Genomic DNA, 14088 nt, shown 5'->3' with positions numbered 1-14088 from the left:
GAGGAAAAATAACCCTCTTTCCCGGCGGAAAGAGGGTGGAAAGGTTTACTTCAGTTCGTCAACCATGGTGGTCGCACGGCCGATATAGTTAGCCGGGGTCATGGCCTTCAGGCGAACTTTTTCCGCTTCCGGCAGCGCCAGGCTGTCGATGAACTGCTGCATGCCTTCGGCATCAACGCGCTTGCCGCGGGTCAGCTCTTTCAGCTTCTCGTACGGCTTCTCGATGCCGTAGCGACGCATGACGGTCTGAATCGGCTCGGCCAGAACTTCCCAGTTGTGGTCCAGTTCATCCAGCAGGCGGTCCTGATTCAGCTCCAGCTTGCTCACGCCTTTCAGGGTGGATTGATACGCGATCAGCGCGTAGCCGATGCCCACGCCGAGGTTACGCAGGACGGTGGAGTCGGTCAGGTCGCGCTGCCAGCGGGAAACCGGCAGTTTGCTTGCCAGATGCTGCATCACCGCATTGGCCAGACCGAGGTTGCCTTCGGAGTTCTCGAAGTCGATCGGGTTCACTTTATGCGGCATGGTGGAAGAGCCGATTTCGCCGGCAATGGTCTTCTGCTTGAAATGGTTGAGCGCGATATAGCCCCACACGTCACGATCGAAATCAATCAGGATGGTGTTGAAGCGGGCGACGCAGTCAAACAGCTCGGCGATATAGTCGTGCGGTTCAATCTGGGTGGTGTACGGGTTCCACTGGATACCCAGCGAGGTGACGAACTCTTCGCTGAACTGGTGCCAGTCGACTTCCGGGTAGGCGGCGATGTGGGCGTTATAGTTCCCCACCGCGCCGTTGATTTTGCCAAGAATTTCAATCTGATTCAGCTGACGATACTGGCGCTCCATACGGTAAGCGACGTTCGCCATCTCTTTACCCATGGTGGACGGCGTGGCCGGCTGGCCGTGGGTGCGGGAAAGCAGCGGGATATCGCGATACTGTACCGCCAGGTCCTTAACCGCGTCGATCAGCTTGCGCCAGTATGGCAGGATCACTTCGTCGCGGGCGGTTTTCAGCATCAGCGCGTGGGACAGATTGTTGATGTCCTCGGAGGTGCAGGCGAAGTGGATAAACTCGGAGACCGCGTGCAGTTCTGCCACGTCGGCGACTTTTTCCTTGAGGAAATACTCAACCGCTTTGACGTCGTGGTTGGTGGTGCGCTCGATCGTTTTGATGCGCTCTGCATCTTCTACGCTGAAATCGGCGACGATTTTATCAAGGTAACCGTTTGCGTCGGCAGCAAAAGCAGGAACTTCCTTGATCGCTGCGTGCGCGGCCAGTTTTTGCAACCAACGCACTTCTACCTGAACGCGGAATTTCAGCAAACCGAATTCGCTGAAGATACCGCGCAGCGCGCTGACTTTGTCGCCGTAGCGGCCGTCGACTGGGGAAACGGCGGTCAGTGAGGATAATTCCATAGATCACAACTCCGGGGTTAAATGAGCAAGAATTTGTTTTGCCTGGTTAACCAGACGATTACGGGAAAACATCAGCTGCAGACGTCCGCCGCCGACCTGGTGCCATAGCACCGCGGAGCGAATACCTGCCAGCAGGGCAGAGCGAACCTTCGCCTGAACCTGAGGGCTTTGCAGCACGGCTGGAGAGCCGGTCACCTGAATCCGCGGGCCCAGCGGGCTAATGACATCAACATAGATGCCGGCCATTGCGCTGAGCAGGGTCTCGGATTGCAGGTCGAAATGTTCAAGCTGACGGCGCAGGCCACCGATACGGTTGCCGAGGGTATCCATGGCCCCTTTGCTGGCGGCAAGCTTACGCTCGAGCACCATCAGGCTTAGAGTATAGCGGGTGAGTTCGGCGTTCAGTCCCTGGCGACTGCTGGTATTCAGCACGCCAATGAGAGTTTCCAGCCCGAGACGAAGATTGGCTTCACTACCACCGAACACCGCCAGCGTTGAATCCGGGTCGAGGTCGATGATGCTGTTCAGCGACACATGCAGGGCGTCGCTATCGCAGTGCCCCTGGTGCGCCAGTTCCTGAACCAGACGCGCGGCCTGGCAAACGCCGGCCAGCGCCAGCGTAATGTCATAATAATTCTTCGCCACACATTCTCCTTGTAAACCGCCGAATACCCGGTTGAGGCATTCCGCGGCTAATATGTCTGTCAAGCCTGCAGCGGCAAGCGCTGTTCGATAATCCCACCGCCGAGGCAGACTTCGTCGCGGTAAAAGACCGCAGACTGGCCAGGCGTGACGGCGGCAACCGGCTCATCAAAGATCACTTCAATGCGGTCGTCATCCAGCGCTTTTACGCTGCAGGGGATATCGGTCTGGCGGTAGCGGGTTTTCACCGTGCAGCGCAGCGTGCCGGTCAGCGGCTCGCGGTCTACCCAGTGCAGCTGTTGAGCAATCAACCCCACGGACATCAGACGCGGATGGTCGTGGCCCTGGGCGACAATCAGAATATTGTTTTCGACGTCTTTGTCGACCACGTACCACGGGTCTTCGCCGCCGTCTTTGATGCCGCCGATGCCCAGGCCTTTACGCTGACCCAGCGTGTGGTACATCAGGCCCTGGTGCTCGCCAACTTCGTCGCCGTCAACGCTGATAATTTTACCCGGCTGGGCGGGCAGGTAGCGGCCAAGGAATTCACGGAATTTACGTTCGCCGATAAAACAGATACCGGTCGAGTCTTTTTTCTTCGCGGTGATGAGATCCAGCTCTTCGGCGATTTTACGCACCTGCGGCTTTTCCAGCTCTCCTACCGGGAACAGGCTTTGCGCGATCTGTTCGTGGCTGAGAGTATAAAGGAAATAGCTCTGGTCTTTGTTACCGTCGAGGCCGCGCAGCAGCTGGCTCTTGCCGTTAACGTCGGCGCGGCGCACGTAGTGCCCGGTGGCGATGTAGTCAGCGCCGAGGTCTTCTGCGGCAAATTCGAGGAAGGCTTTAAATTTAATTTCTTTATTGCACAGAATATCCGGGTTCGGCGTGCGGCCGGCTTTATATTCTTCAAGGAACAATTCGAATACGTTGTCCCAGTATTCTGCGGCAAAGTTGACGGTGTGAAGTTCAATTCCCAGCTTATCGCAAACGGCCTGCGCGTCGGCAAGATCCGCCGCTGCGGTGCAGTATTCCTCGCCGTCGTCCTCTTCCCAGTTCTTCATGAACAGGCCTTCCACCTTATACCCTTGCTGGAGCAGCAGGTAAGCGGAAACTGAGGAATCAACCCCGCCGGACATGCCGACGATCACTTTTTTCTGGCTTTCTGACATTGGAATACTCACTACATTGAACTTCGAGGCGGCGTATTCTAGCACGCGTCATCCGTCGAGGCACCCCCTGTAAACGGCCAGTTAAATTCGCCGATGAGCGACAGCGGGTAGCGCGGATCCTGCTGATAGCTGCGAATGCTCTCGGCAACCAGTTGAGAACGCAGGTTTGTTGCGTTAAGAATTTCCTCAGCACTGAGCCACAGGCAGCGATCGATATCGCTATCATGGGGCTCGGTGACGCACGTATCGTTAAGCTCGATAGTAAAGAGGAAGCGCAAAAACGGGGTGCGATCCGGGGCTATCCACTGATGCAGGCGAAGAAAGTGCTGCGGCGTCGCGCGAATGCCGGTCTCTTCCCAGAGCTCGCGCTCTGCGGCCTGAACCAGGGTTTCGTCGGCTTCGAGGTGACCTGCAGGCTGGTTCCACAGCGCTTTTCCGTTGATCGTTTCTTCAACAACCAGGAATTTGCCTTTCGCGTGAACCACGCAGGCGACGGTGACGTGCGGCTTAAACATTGTTTTTCCTTAGGCTACGGTTAATCAATTTTGCGCCATTCGCCGTTGGCCAGGCCATCCAGCGTATAGCCGCCCATCGCATAGCGAATCAGGCGCAGCGTCGGAAAGCCGACGTGGGCGGTCATCCGCCGTACCTGGCGGTTGCGTCCCTCATAGAGGGTGATTTTCAGCCAGCTGGTGGGGATAGATTTGCGCTCGCGGATGGGCGGATTCCGCGGCCACAGCCACTCTGGTTCCGCAACCCGCTCAACGCCGGCGGGCAGAGTAGGGCCGTCATTAAGCGTGACGCCGTCGCGGAGCGCGGCCAGCGCGTCCGCCGTGGGTTCACCTTCCACCTGAACATAATAAATTTTACCGGTGCGCTTACCCGGTTGAGTGAGCGCCGCCTGCAGCGCGCCGTCGTTGGTCAGTACCAGCAGGCCTTCGCTATCGCGATCCAACCGACCGGCAGCGTAGACGCCGGCAACCGGAATAAAATCTTTCAGCGTGCTGCGTCCGGCTTCATCGGTAAATTGCGGCAATACATCGTATGGTTTATTGAACAAGATCACAGTTTTTGGCTGGCGTTCTTTGCGTTGTCTGGTGACTTGTTGCGTGCTGAATCGCTCAACGCGATGTTTTCTAAATGAAGTTTTTTGCATGGTATTTTCAGACTCAATCAATTGCCGCATTATAGCCTAATTACGAATGCCTTTCATGGATGCAAACATTCAGGTAGTATTGACATGCTCATTACAACTTATTAACAAAAAGGTTGCTCAAACCGATTCGCATTACAGGAAGGCGACACGGACGCGAAATCTCCGGTTAGCGGGATATTCCGATGACGGGAGTGGGCGAGTAAAGCCAACGCCCGGCTAGCGTGAAGAGGGAAGAGCAGAACCAGAAGCGCTCGAAGGAGAGGTTAATGGAAAGCAAAGTAGTAGTTCCGGCGGAAGGTCAAAAAATCACCCTGCAAAACGGCAAGCTGAACGTCCCTAATAACCCGATTATCCCGTTCATCGAAGGTGATGGTATCGGCGTTGACGTGACTCCGGCGATGCTGAAAGTGGTTGATGCTGCCGTTGAGAAAGCCTATAAGGGCGAGCGTAAAATTTCCTGGATGGAAGTTTACACCGGTGAAAAATCGACCCAGGTTTATGGCCAGGATGTCTGGCTGCCTGCCGAAACTCTTGATCTGATTCGTGAATATCGTGTTGCTATCAAAGGCCCTCTGACCACCCCAGTCGGTGGCGGCATCCGTTCTCTGAACGTTGCTCTGCGTCAGGAACTGGACCTCTACGTTTGCCTGCGCCCGGTTCGTTATTATCAGGGTACCCCGAGCCCGGTTAAGCATCCTGAACTGACCGATATGGTTATCTTCCGCGAAAACTCTGAAGACATCTACGCCGGTATCGAGTGGAAAGCCGATTCTGCTGAAGCAGATAAAGTGATCAAATTCCTGCGCGATGAAATGGGCGTGAAGAAAATTCGCTTCCCGGAACATTGCGGTATCGGCATCAAGCCGTGCTCTGAAGAAGGCACTAAACGCCTGGTTCGCGCCGCCATCGAATACGCTATCACCAACGATCGCGATTCTCTGACTCTGGTGCACAAAGGCAACATCATGAAATTCACCGAAGGCGCGTTCAAAGACTGGGGCTACCAGCTGGCACGCGAAGAGTTCGGCGGTGAGCTGATTGACGGCGGCCCGTGGCTGAAGATTAAAAACCCGAACACCGGGAAAGAGATCGTCGTTAAAGACGTTATCGCCGACGCCTTCCTGCAGCAGATCTTGCTGCGTCCGGCGGAATACGATGTTATCGCCTGTATGAACCTGAACGGTGACTATATCTCTGATGCCCTGGCGGCGCAGGTTGGCGGTATCGGTATTGCCCCGGGTGCGAACATCGGTGACGAGTGCGCGCTGTTTGAAGCCACCCACGGTACTGCGCCGAAATATGCCGGCCAGGACAAAGTGAACCCAGGTTCCATCATCCTGTCCGCTGAGATGATGCTGCGCCACATGCAGTGGTTCGAAGCGGCAGACCTGATTGTTAAAGGCACCGAAGGCGCAATTGCCGCCAAGACCGTGACCTATGACTTTGAACGTCTGATGGAAGGCGCTAAACTTCTGAAATGTAGCGAGTTTGGCGACGCGATTATCGCGAACATGTAATCCAGTCTCTGGGTTAAACAAAAACGGGAGCCGATGGGTTCCCGTTTTTTTATTCTCCGGGGGGAATCGCGTCCGTTACGCGGGTCTAAAAGGAGGGGTATAGCGGTCTCTCGTCCAGTTTTACGCGGTGGTGTGACTGTCGACTCAATCCGCCTTCAACATCCCAAAGCTCACAATTCTCGACCGCCCCAGCTCTTTTGCCCGGTAGAGCGCTGCGTCAGCCGCGCGCAGCAGGCTATCGCTTTGCGTATGCTGCGGGTAGCTGGCGATGCCGATGGACACATCGACCTGACCAATTTCAGCCAGGCCATAGCGTAGCGTCAGCAGTTGAACGCTGTGATAGATGTCGGTCGCGCAGGCCATCGCGGCCTCTTCATCGGTTCCGCCCAGCAATACCAGGAACTCTTCGCCGCCATAGCGGAAGGCCATCCCAATATCGCGCACCGCACGTTGAATAATCGCCGCGACGTTTTTAATGACCAGATCGCCCGCTTCGTGACCATAACTATCATTAATCGCCTTAAAGTGATCGATATCGATCATCAGGCAGCTCAGCGGCGTACCGTTGCGTACCGCCAGATTCATTTGAGTATGCAGAGCGTCATCCAGGTGGTGGCGGTTGCGCAGGCCGGTTAATGAATCAAACAGCGCCTTTTCCAGCAGCGCGTTGCGTAAACGCTGGTTCGCCAGCGCCAGACCCAGGGCTTCGGCCATCAGTTCAAGATAGGCGCGGGACGGGGCGGTCGCGGAGGTGACGTTGCTGAAGGAGAGCAGACCAATCGCTTCTCCTTGCGCAATCAGCGGCACGCATAGCGACCGTTGAGCCTGCGATTCCGACAGGTGATAACAGGCGATATCCGGCTCACCGTTGACCGGCGGATGGCTCAGCCCGCGCCGCACGGCCCAGCAGTTATCCGGATGGAAGACGTCGGCTTCAAGCGGCGGAGAAAGCCACTGCGCCACGCAGCGCATCTGCCAGGGATCGGTATCGAGAATATACAGCCGGCCCGGGATCTCCGGGGCGATATTTGGCGCGAACAGTTCGGCAACCTTGATCACATCCTCGAACGATTCGCAGCCCTGCAAGCGCTGGGTCATCCTCGCCAGCAGCTCGCGGACCGCCCAGTCCGCATCGCGCTCTTGTTCCAGCCGCTGCCGCGCCAGCCCGTTCTCGCGAAAGATACGAATGGCCTGGGCCATATCGCCAATTTCATCAATCTGGGTAAACTGCGGCGTCTCAACCGCATAATCCTGCGATGCCAGCCGCTGCACCACGTCGCTCAGGCGAACGACGGGATAGAGCACCCGCCGCTTAAGAATAAACCCCAGCACAAACAGGAACATCAGCGCGGTGAGCCCAACCATGATCTCAGAAAGCGTACGCCAGATCCGTGATTTCTCCGTAGCCTCGGCAATGGTTTTATTCACCCGGCCTTCGAGCATCAGGCGAAAGTGATCGAGCTGCGTCTGGACCCGCTCAAGCTCCTGCTCATAGGCAGCGCCGTAAAGCAGGCTGACCGCCGCTTTTTCTTCTCCCCTGGCAACCTGCGCCAGCGCCGTTTGCTGCTCATCCTGAAGTTCATCGGCTATCTGTAAACCCTCGCGCAGCAGCGCCAGCTCTTCAGCGGTTGCGCCATTGTCTTTCAGCTTTTCCAGACGATGTTCAATGGCGGCGGTGGCCTGGGCTTGCTGCCGGTACTCCTGCAGCACATCCTGATTTTTTTGAATGATGTAAAGTCGCGCGAGATCGGAAAGCTCCCAGGCGCCGCTTTCTACTTCTTCGCTTAGCTGGTCAAACGCCTGGCGTTGTTCGACGGCGCGGCGTTCGGCATTATCCGCACTTGAGGCCATCAGCATGGCGATGCCTGAGGCGAGGGTCAGGGCGACGGTGATCCCTTAGCCCAGTTAGTCATGGTGGCGATTCTCACCGGATATTCCTTGCGTGCAGATGAATTAATTATTTTTTATCGTCACACTCCGGCTTCACCGGAAAAAAAACGGTGATTACGGGTGTAGCGTGTGAGTAATAATAGCGTGCTGCGCTTCGGCATGGTGATGCAAAATGCGGTACACGTCTTTATCCAGCGCGCCATTTATAACATCACTCTCTATCAGCTGTAACGCTTGCTGACGGCTCATTCCGGGGCGATAGGGGCGGTCTTCGGTAAGCGCGGTGAAAATATCCGCGATGGCGATAATCCGATCCGGAAGCTGCAGGTAATGCTCATTGAGATGAAGCGGATAGCCGCTGCCATCCAGCTTTTCATGATGATTCGCGGCCCAGTTAATTATTTCGCCGAGTTCGCTGAAGGTGCTAAGAATTTCGCCGGTCATATAGCTATGTTCCCGCACCTGAAGCAGCTCTTCGTCATTCAGTTCGCCCTGTTTCTCCAGGATTTTCAGCGGAATGTGTACTTTGCCAATATCGTGTAAATAGCCGGCAATCTCAATTTTCTTACACTCCATCTCCGGCAGATTCATATAAGCGGCGAGGGTGCGCGAAATTCGCCCGACCTTCAGACTATGGCTGGCGGTGAAGCTGCTGTAGGTATCGACAATTTTGGCAATTAACAGGCAGATATCTTTCAGACCGTCGATATCGATATAAACATGGTTGATAGGGCCGATGATCTCCAGCATTCGCTGAATATGTCCGGGATTGAGGTGCAGCCAAAAATGCTCTTTTTGTGCGAGCTGGCACAAAGTCTGGCATAGCGGCGGATCTATCGCCTGGTAAAGCGCGCGAAATTTACCAATAATCATATCGGTTTGAAAGGTTGTCGCGTGCTTATCGCCAGCAAGCAGGCGTTCAAAAACGTCGGCGAAATAGACGATATGCTGTTCGAGGCTGCCTTTGTGGTGTGGGCTAAAATGGTGATCGCGGATAATGGGCAGGATGGGGGCCAGGGTCGCTAACCCGGCCAGCATTTCTGCTCCCCGGTGCTGATGCGGATCGTTGAGGTTATCGATGGCGTTCAGCGAGGAGAACACTCGTTTATCGCCCAGAACGCCAATGTCGTGCAGCAGCGCGGCGCAAAAGATCGTCTGCTGCTGCTGACGCGAGAGCCCTGACGCCTGCGCAAGCTCCAGCGCGATCAGCGCCGTTCGTTGCATATGCAGGTGTAATTCAGGGTTAATAATTTGTATGACGCGGGTGGTAAGCATCAATGCTGATTTTAAGGCGATATTATGCATCGTTTTTCTCCATCGCATTACCCGCACCGTTTTGCTCTATTTCGTTGATAGCGATGCCGACATGACAAAATAGATTGAATAAGTCCATTCGGGTTTCGCATTTTTATCCTGCCCATTTTTAGCGCGTCCCTGCACCAAAGTAGCGCTCCGGGCGAAGTAAAAATCCTTTTTTGTCCGATAGTTAATCATTTTTACCGAGTAAAATACATTAAATCCTGGCAAGCCGTTTGCATTCTCTCTGCGCGAATTTATTTAATATCTATTTTGGGATGAGTCATGATGAATTTTAGAGCATTACTGGCAATTACGTTACTGGCGATAAGCGCTTTCGCCTCGAGTGAGACGCGTCTGCCGCATATCGTAATCCTGGCGACCGGAGGGACGATTGCCGGTTCAGCGGCCAGCAATACCCAGACTACCGGGTACAAAGCCGGCGCGATTGGCGTACAGACGCTGATTAATGCCGTGCCTGAGATGAGCAAAGTCGCGCGCGTTGACGGCGAGCAGGTCGCTAATATCGGCAGCGAAAATATGACCAGCGACATCATTCTCAAACTGTCAAAGCGCGTCAATGAACTGCTGGCACGCGATGATGTGGACGGCGTAGTGATTACCCATGGTACCGACACCCTGGACGAGACGCCTTATTTCCTCAACCTGACGGTAAAAAGCAATAAGCCGGTCGTTTTCACGGCGGCAATGCGTCCGGCCACGGCCATCAGCGCCGACGGTCCGATGAATCTGCTGGAAGCGGTGACCGTGGCGGCCGACCCGGAAGCGAAGGGCCGCGGCGTGATGGTGGTGCTTAATGACCGCATCGGCGCGGCGCGTTTTGTCACTAAGACCAACGCCACGACGCTGGATACCTTCAAGGCGCCGGAGGAGGGCTATCTGGGCGTTATCGTGAGCGGCAAACCGCAGTTCGAAACTCGCGTGGATAAAATTCACACCGTGCGTTCGGTTTTTGACGTCCGCAATCTTAACGCGCTACCGAAAGTGGTCATTATTTATGGCTACCAGGATGACCCTGAATATATGTATGACGCGGCGATCGCGCACCATGCCGACGGGATTATCTATGCGGGCACCGGCGCGGGGTCGGTCTCCGTACGCAGCGCGGCGGGGATCGAAAAGGCGGAAAAAGCCGGTATCGTGGTGGTTCGCGCCTCGCGTACCGGCAGCGGCGTCGTGCCTGTTGATGACGGCCAGCCTGGGCTGGTAGCCGATTCGCTCAACCCGGCAAAAGCGCGCATCCTGCTGATGACGGCGCTGACGCAAACGAAAAATCCGCAGGTGATCCAGCAGTACTTTCACACCTACTGATCAACTTCGGGTAGGGCGCAGCGCGCCTTACCCGGGTTATTTCACCACGCACATCGGGCGCTGCGACACCGGCTCCGGGTGAATCTCCGCCTCCAGGTTAAAAATCTCCCGCAGCATCTCCGGCGTCAGTACCGTTTCCGCCAGGCCCTGAGCCTGCACCCGGCCCCCTTCAAGCACCACCAGATGGTCGCAGTAGCGGCTGGCCTGGTTCAGGTCGTGCAGTACGGTGACCACGGTCTTGCCCATCGTCTGCAGCTCGCGCATCAGCGTCATCAGCGCCACTTGATGATGAATATCCAGCCAGGTCGTTGGCTCATCGAGCAGCACCAGCGGCGTATCCTGCGCCAGCAGCAGCGCCAGAAAAGCCCGCTGCCGCTGGCCGCCGGAAAGGGCGGTCAGCGGTCGTTCCGCCAGCGCAGCGATGCCGGTTCGTTGTAGCGAGCTGTCGACCTGCTGTCGATCCTGCGCGGAAAGCCGCCCCCACAGCGGTAGCCACGGACTCCGGCCGTAGCCGACCAGCTCGCGTACGGTGACGCCTTCCGGAACGTGATGCTGCTGCGGCAGCAGCGCCAGTCGCCGCGCCAGCTGACGGGCGGATAGGCGGTTTAAGGGGACATCATTGAGCCAGACCTCGCCGGCGATGGGCGTCAGGAGGCGAGAGAAACACTTCAGCAGCGTTGATTTACCGCAGCCGTTTGGCCCCAGCAGCGCGGTAATTTTCCCGCCCGGTAGCGTCAGATCGAGATTGTTGATAACGCGCTTGCCGCCATAGCCAGCGGTTAGCTTTTCTATTCGCAGTTCCATTTAACGCATTCTCACAAGAAGCCAGATAAACCACGGGGCGCCGATAATCGCCGTCAGCACGCCTGCCGGCAGCTCAAGCGGCGGATGCAGCGTTCGCGCCAGCAGATCGGCGAGCAGCAGAACCAGTCCGCCCGTGAGCGCAGAGAGCGGCAATAAACGGCGATGGCGGCCGCCGAAGAGGCGACGCACAAGATGCGGCACCACAAGGCTGATAAAGGCGACAGGACCGCAGACCGCGACGCCGATCGACGCGAGGGCCACCGCCAACGTTAAGCCGTAGCCGTTAAGCCAGCGCACGTTGACGCCGAGCGTTCCCGCGCGCTCATGGCCTAGCGCCAGCAGGTCGAGATCGCGACTGAGGGCGAAGCTTAAGGGCAGCAAAATCGCCAGCAGGGGCAGGACGATGATGACGAATGCGCCGTCTCTGGCCCACAGGCTTCCGGTCAGCCACAGCAGCGCGTTATTGATCTCCTGCGGCCGCGACAGTAAGAGGTAGTCGGTCACGCTGGCCCAGCAGGCCGACAGCGCGATGCCGGTCAGCGCCAGGCGCATTGGTCGAGAAAAACCGGCAAGGGCGAGCGGTATTACCATCGCCACCATTCCGCCGATAAAGGCCAGCAGCGGCAGCCACGGCAGGGGCAGGGACGGTAAAAACCACAGTGCCGCCACCGAGGTCAGGCTCGCCCCGTGGTTAATGCCCAGAATGTCCGGCGAGGCCAGCGGATTATGCACAATACCCTGAACCAGCGCCCCGGAAACCGCCAGCGCGGCGCCGATAATCAGCGCCAGCACCACGCGCGGCAGGCGATATTGCATAAGGACGTAGTGATACTCGCTGTCCGTATGCCATCCGCTGAGCAGCGCTCGCCACGGCAGCGGGATCGCCCCCATCCGCAGCGAGAACAGGGTTAACAGCGTGAGCGCGAGCCATAAAAACACGATGCGTTGTTTCACCCGCGTCTCCTGACCAGCCAGACAAAACAGGGCCCGCCCGCCAGCGCCAGCACCGCGCCCGCGGGCAGTTCACCCGGCCAGGCCAACGCTCTGGCGAGCATATCCGCCAGCAGCATAAACAGGGCGCCCAGCAGGGCGCTGACCGGCAAAAAAGTACGATGATCGTGACCCGCCCAAAAACGCGCCAGATGCGGGACCAGCAGGCCAACAAAGGCAATCGGTCCGGCGACGCTGACGCTGGCGCCGGTAAGCAGCAACGCGGCCGCGTTGATAAGCAGGCGCAGGCGCGGCAAATTCACCCCCAGCGAATGGGCGGCGGTATCGCTGACGTTGAGCAGATTAAGCGCGTTGGCCAGCAGGAATACGCCGGGGGTGATCAGCGCGACAAAAGGGAAAAGCTGCCAGAACTCGGCCCAGCGTACGTGGGAAACGCCGCCCGCAAGCCAGGTAAGAATGCCCCAGGCGCGATCTTCCGCCAGCAGCAGGGTCATTCTGGTCAGCGCCATGCATAGCGCCGAGAGGGCAATACCGGCGAGGATCAACCGTTGGCGATCCTGCTGCTGACGCCAGCCGCCGCCGGCGCTCATCACCAGCAGCCAGCTTATTCCGCCGCCGCAGGCGGCAATCAGCGCCAGCGAAAAGCCCGCCAGCGGTGCCGGACTGAATGCGCTGGTCAGCGCCATCGCCAGCGCCGCGCCGCTATTAATGCCGAGCAGTGAAGGCGATGCCAGCGGGTTATGGGTAAGCGTTTGTAATAACGCCCCCGACATCGCCAGCGAGGCGCCGAGCATTACCGCCACCAGGCTGCGGGGCAGGCGCAGATTAAGCACCAGCGCCTCCGCAAGCGAAGGAGACTCAGGCGCCAGCAGGGCGTGAAGGGCGTTGAGCGGCGAAATCGGGATGGGCGAATAGCAGAACAGGCTCAGCCAGAACAGGCCGCTGAGGGCCAGCAGCGGCCATCCCCAGATAAAAAACGCGCGACGGAACGGTTTCATGGCGTGATATCAACCGCCCGGTGGTGGACAATTTTAACCATATCGCTGGCAATACGCTCGGCGGCGAAGATCCCGCGCATCCGCGCCCAGCTGTTGCTGTCGACGGCGGCGACCTGCCCTTTCTGCTCGGCCTGCAGCATTGGCCACAGGGAGTCCTGCTGCCATTTTTTCACGATACTTTCAGTACGGTAATGAGCGACCAGCAGCCATTGCGGATTCAGGGCCAGCAGCTGTTCGAAATTTATCGCCGCCATCGGCGCGCCGCCGATTGGCGGCGGAACCTTCAGGCCAAGCGCCGTCAGCACGCTACCGGTATAAGTTTGCGTTGAGTGAAGATTAAACTGCTGTTCGCGAGAGGTGCCAAACAGCACGCTGGCGCCAGCCGGCAGCTGTCGGGAAAACGCCGCCATTTTTTGCCGATGCAGCGCCAGACGCTGCTGCATCTCCTTATCCTTACCCACTACTTTGCCGATAATCGCCGCTGACTGCAGGTTCTCCTCCCAGGTTTCATTGCGCGATTTCAACAGCAGCACCGGGGCAATTTGCCTCAGGGCGGCGTAAATTCCGGCATGGCGACTGCTATCGGCGACGATCAGATCGGGATGCAGCGCGCTGATGGCCTCCAGTGAAGGCTGGGCGCGGGTGCCCACCGACTGCCAGGGCTTCAGACGTGCGCGTACGTCCGCCAGAATACGCGACGGATCGTTGTCATCGGCCACGCCTGTCGGGCTAACGTCAACCGCCGCCAGCGCGTCGACAAAGGAGAGTTCAAGCACGACGATGCGCTGCGGCGTTTTATCAAGCGTAAAGCGACCGCGCTCATCCTGTACGGTGGCGGCAAAGAGCGGGCCCGCCAGAAACAGCAGGCTGAAAATACACAGACGAACAAGGCTAAACATTATTCACTCCAGCTTGCC

General features: G+C 57.5%; 12 protein-coding genes and 1 pseudogene. 2 read left to right on the top strand and 11 right to left on the bottom strand.

Annotation, left to right across the window (positions count from 1 at the left end; genetic code table 11):
- Positions 1 to 45: 45 nt before the first annotated feature.
- From purB to rluE, 5 genes are read right to left on the bottom strand one after another with little or no spacing between them, the layout of a single operon-like run.
- Entirely contained in the window at positions 46 to 1416 is a 1371-nt protein-coding gene (gene purB, locus MKleb_RS16225) for an adenylosuccinate lyase (RefSeq protein WP_004131470.1), read from the bottom strand.
- Positions 1417 to 1419: 3 nt separating this feature from the next.
- Complete coding sequence (hflD, locus tag MKleb_RS16220; RefSeq protein ID WP_004131471.1) at positions 1420 to 2061, bottom strand: high frequency lysogenization protein HflD; 642 nt, start codon at positions 2059 to 2061, stop codon at positions 1420 to 1422.
- A 59-nt stretch (positions 2062 to 2120) separates the two neighbouring features.
- Entirely contained in the window at positions 2121 to 3227 is a 1107-nt protein-coding gene (gene mnmA, locus MKleb_RS16215) for a tRNA 2-thiouridine(34) synthase MnmA (RefSeq protein ID WP_004849976.1), read from the bottom strand.
- Between the two features lie 38 nt (positions 3228 to 3265).
- Positions 3266 to 3742, bottom strand: coding sequence for an NUDIX hydrolase (locus tag MKleb_RS16210; RefSeq protein WP_025106932.1), 477 nt, complete (start codon positions 3740 to 3742; stop codon positions 3266 to 3268).
- Between the two features lie 20 nt (positions 3743 to 3762).
- On the bottom strand, positions 3763 to 4413 hold the full coding sequence (rluE, locus tag MKleb_RS16205) for a 23S rRNA pseudouridine(2457) synthase RluE (protein ID WP_004138338.1): 651 nt from the start codon (positions 4411 to 4413) through the stop codon (positions 3763 to 3765).
- 236 nt (positions 4414 to 4649) lie between these two features.
- Between rluE and icd the strand changes: the two genes are divergently transcribed.
- Positions 4650 to 5900: an NADP-dependent isocitrate dehydrogenase gene (gene icd, locus MKleb_RS16200; RefSeq protein WP_004131480.1), complete on the top strand. Its 1251-nt coding sequence runs from the start codon at positions 4650 to 4652 to the stop codon at positions 5898 to 5900.
- 144 nt (positions 5901 to 6044) lie between these two features.
- Here icd and MKleb_RS16195 read toward each other — a convergent pair.
- Positions 6045 to 7828 (bottom strand): annotated as a pseudogene (locus MKleb_RS16195) (diguanylate cyclase).
- 76 nt (positions 7829 to 7904) lie between these two features.
- Positions 7905 to 9095 carry an HD-GYP domain-containing protein gene (locus MKleb_RS16190; RefSeq protein WP_217075997.1) on the bottom strand — a complete coding sequence of 397 codons (1191 nt, stop codon included), beginning with the start codon at positions 9093 to 9095 and terminating at the stop codon, positions 7905 to 7907.
- Positions 9096 to 9374: 279 nt separating this feature from the next.
- Here MKleb_RS16190 and fraE point away from each other — a divergent pair, with 279 nt between their 5' ends.
- Entirely contained in the window at positions 9375 to 10418 is a 1044-nt protein-coding gene (gene fraE, locus MKleb_RS16185; RefSeq protein ID WP_009653379.1) for a fructose-asparagine asparaginase, read from the top strand.
- Between the two features lie 36 nt (positions 10419 to 10454).
- Here the strand turns inward: fraE and fecE are convergent, their stop codons facing one another.
- From fecE to MKleb_RS16165, 4 genes are read right to left on the bottom strand one after another with little or no spacing between them, the layout of a single operon-like run.
- The gene (gene fecE / locus MKleb_RS16180) at positions 10455 to 11222 is read right to left on the bottom strand and encodes a Fe(3+) dicitrate ABC transporter ATP-binding protein FecE (protein ID WP_025106935.1); all 768 of its coding nucleotides are present in this window, start codon (positions 11220 to 11222) and stop codon (positions 10455 to 10457) included.
- Positions 11223 to 12176 carry a Fe(3+) dicitrate ABC transporter permease subunit FecD gene (fecD, locus tag MKleb_RS16175; protein ID WP_025106936.1) on the bottom strand — a complete coding sequence of 318 codons (954 nt, stop codon included), beginning with the start codon at positions 12174 to 12176 and terminating at the stop codon, positions 11223 to 11225.
- On the bottom strand, positions 12173 to 13171 hold the full coding sequence (fecC, locus tag MKleb_RS16170; RefSeq protein WP_025106937.1) for an iron-dicitrate ABC transporter permease FecC: 999 nt from the start codon (positions 13169 to 13171) through the stop codon (positions 12173 to 12175). Before fecC ends, fecD begins: the two co-directional genes overlap by 4 nt.
- Entirely contained in the window at positions 13168 to 14070 is a 903-nt protein-coding gene (locus MKleb_RS16165) for a Fe(3+) dicitrate ABC transporter substrate-binding protein FecB (RefSeq protein ID WP_014838166.1), read from the bottom strand. Before MKleb_RS16165 ends, fecC begins: the two co-directional genes overlap by 4 nt.
- Positions 14071 to 14088: the final 18 nt, after the last annotated feature.

It is taken from the genome of Klebsiella sp. PL-2018, from assembly GCF_019048985.1.
In the GTDB taxonomy this organism is placed as follows: domain Bacteria; phylum Pseudomonadota; class Gammaproteobacteria; order Enterobacterales; family Enterobacteriaceae; genus Klebsiella; species Klebsiella michiganensis.
Note: the sequence above shows the minus strand (reverse complement) of the source record. Positions and strands in the feature narration are given on the sequence as shown.

Coding starts and splice junctions, on each gene's coding strand:
- icd (WP_004131480.1), top strand. CDS start 4,650: ATGGAAAGCAAAGTAGTAGTTCCGGCGGAAGGTCAAAAAATCACCCTG.
- MKleb_RS16190 (WP_217075997.1), bottom strand. CDS start 9,095: ATGCATAATATCGCCTTAAAATCAGCATTGATGCTTACCACCCGCGTC.
- MKleb_RS16210 (WP_025106932.1), bottom strand. CDS start 3,742: ATGTTTAAGCCGCACGTCACCGTCGCCTGCGTGGTTCACGCGAAAGGC.
- fecC (WP_025106937.1), bottom strand. CDS start 13,171: ATGAAACCGTTCCGTCGCGCGTTTTTTATCTGGGGATGGCCGCTGCTG.
- rluE (WP_004138338.1), bottom strand. CDS start 4,413: ATGCGGCAATTGATTGAGTCTGAAAATACCATGCAAAAAACTTCATTT.
- fecE (WP_025106935.1), bottom strand. CDS start 11,222: ATGGAACTGCGAATAGAAAAGCTAACCGCTGGCTATGGCGGCAAGCGC.
- mnmA (WP_004849976.1), bottom strand. CDS start 3,227: ATGTCAGAAAGCCAGAAAAAAGTGATCGTCGGCATGTCCGGCGGGGTT.
- MKleb_RS16165 (WP_014838166.1), bottom strand. CDS start 14,070: ATGTTTAGCCTTGTTCGTCTGTGTATTTTCAGCCTGCTGTTTCTGGCG.
- fraE (WP_009653379.1), top strand. CDS start 9,375: ATGAATTTTAGAGCATTACTGGCAATTACGTTACTGGCGATAAGCGCT.
- purB (WP_004131470.1), bottom strand. CDS start 1,416: ATGGAATTATCCTCACTGACCGCCGTTTCCCCAGTCGACGGCCGCTAC.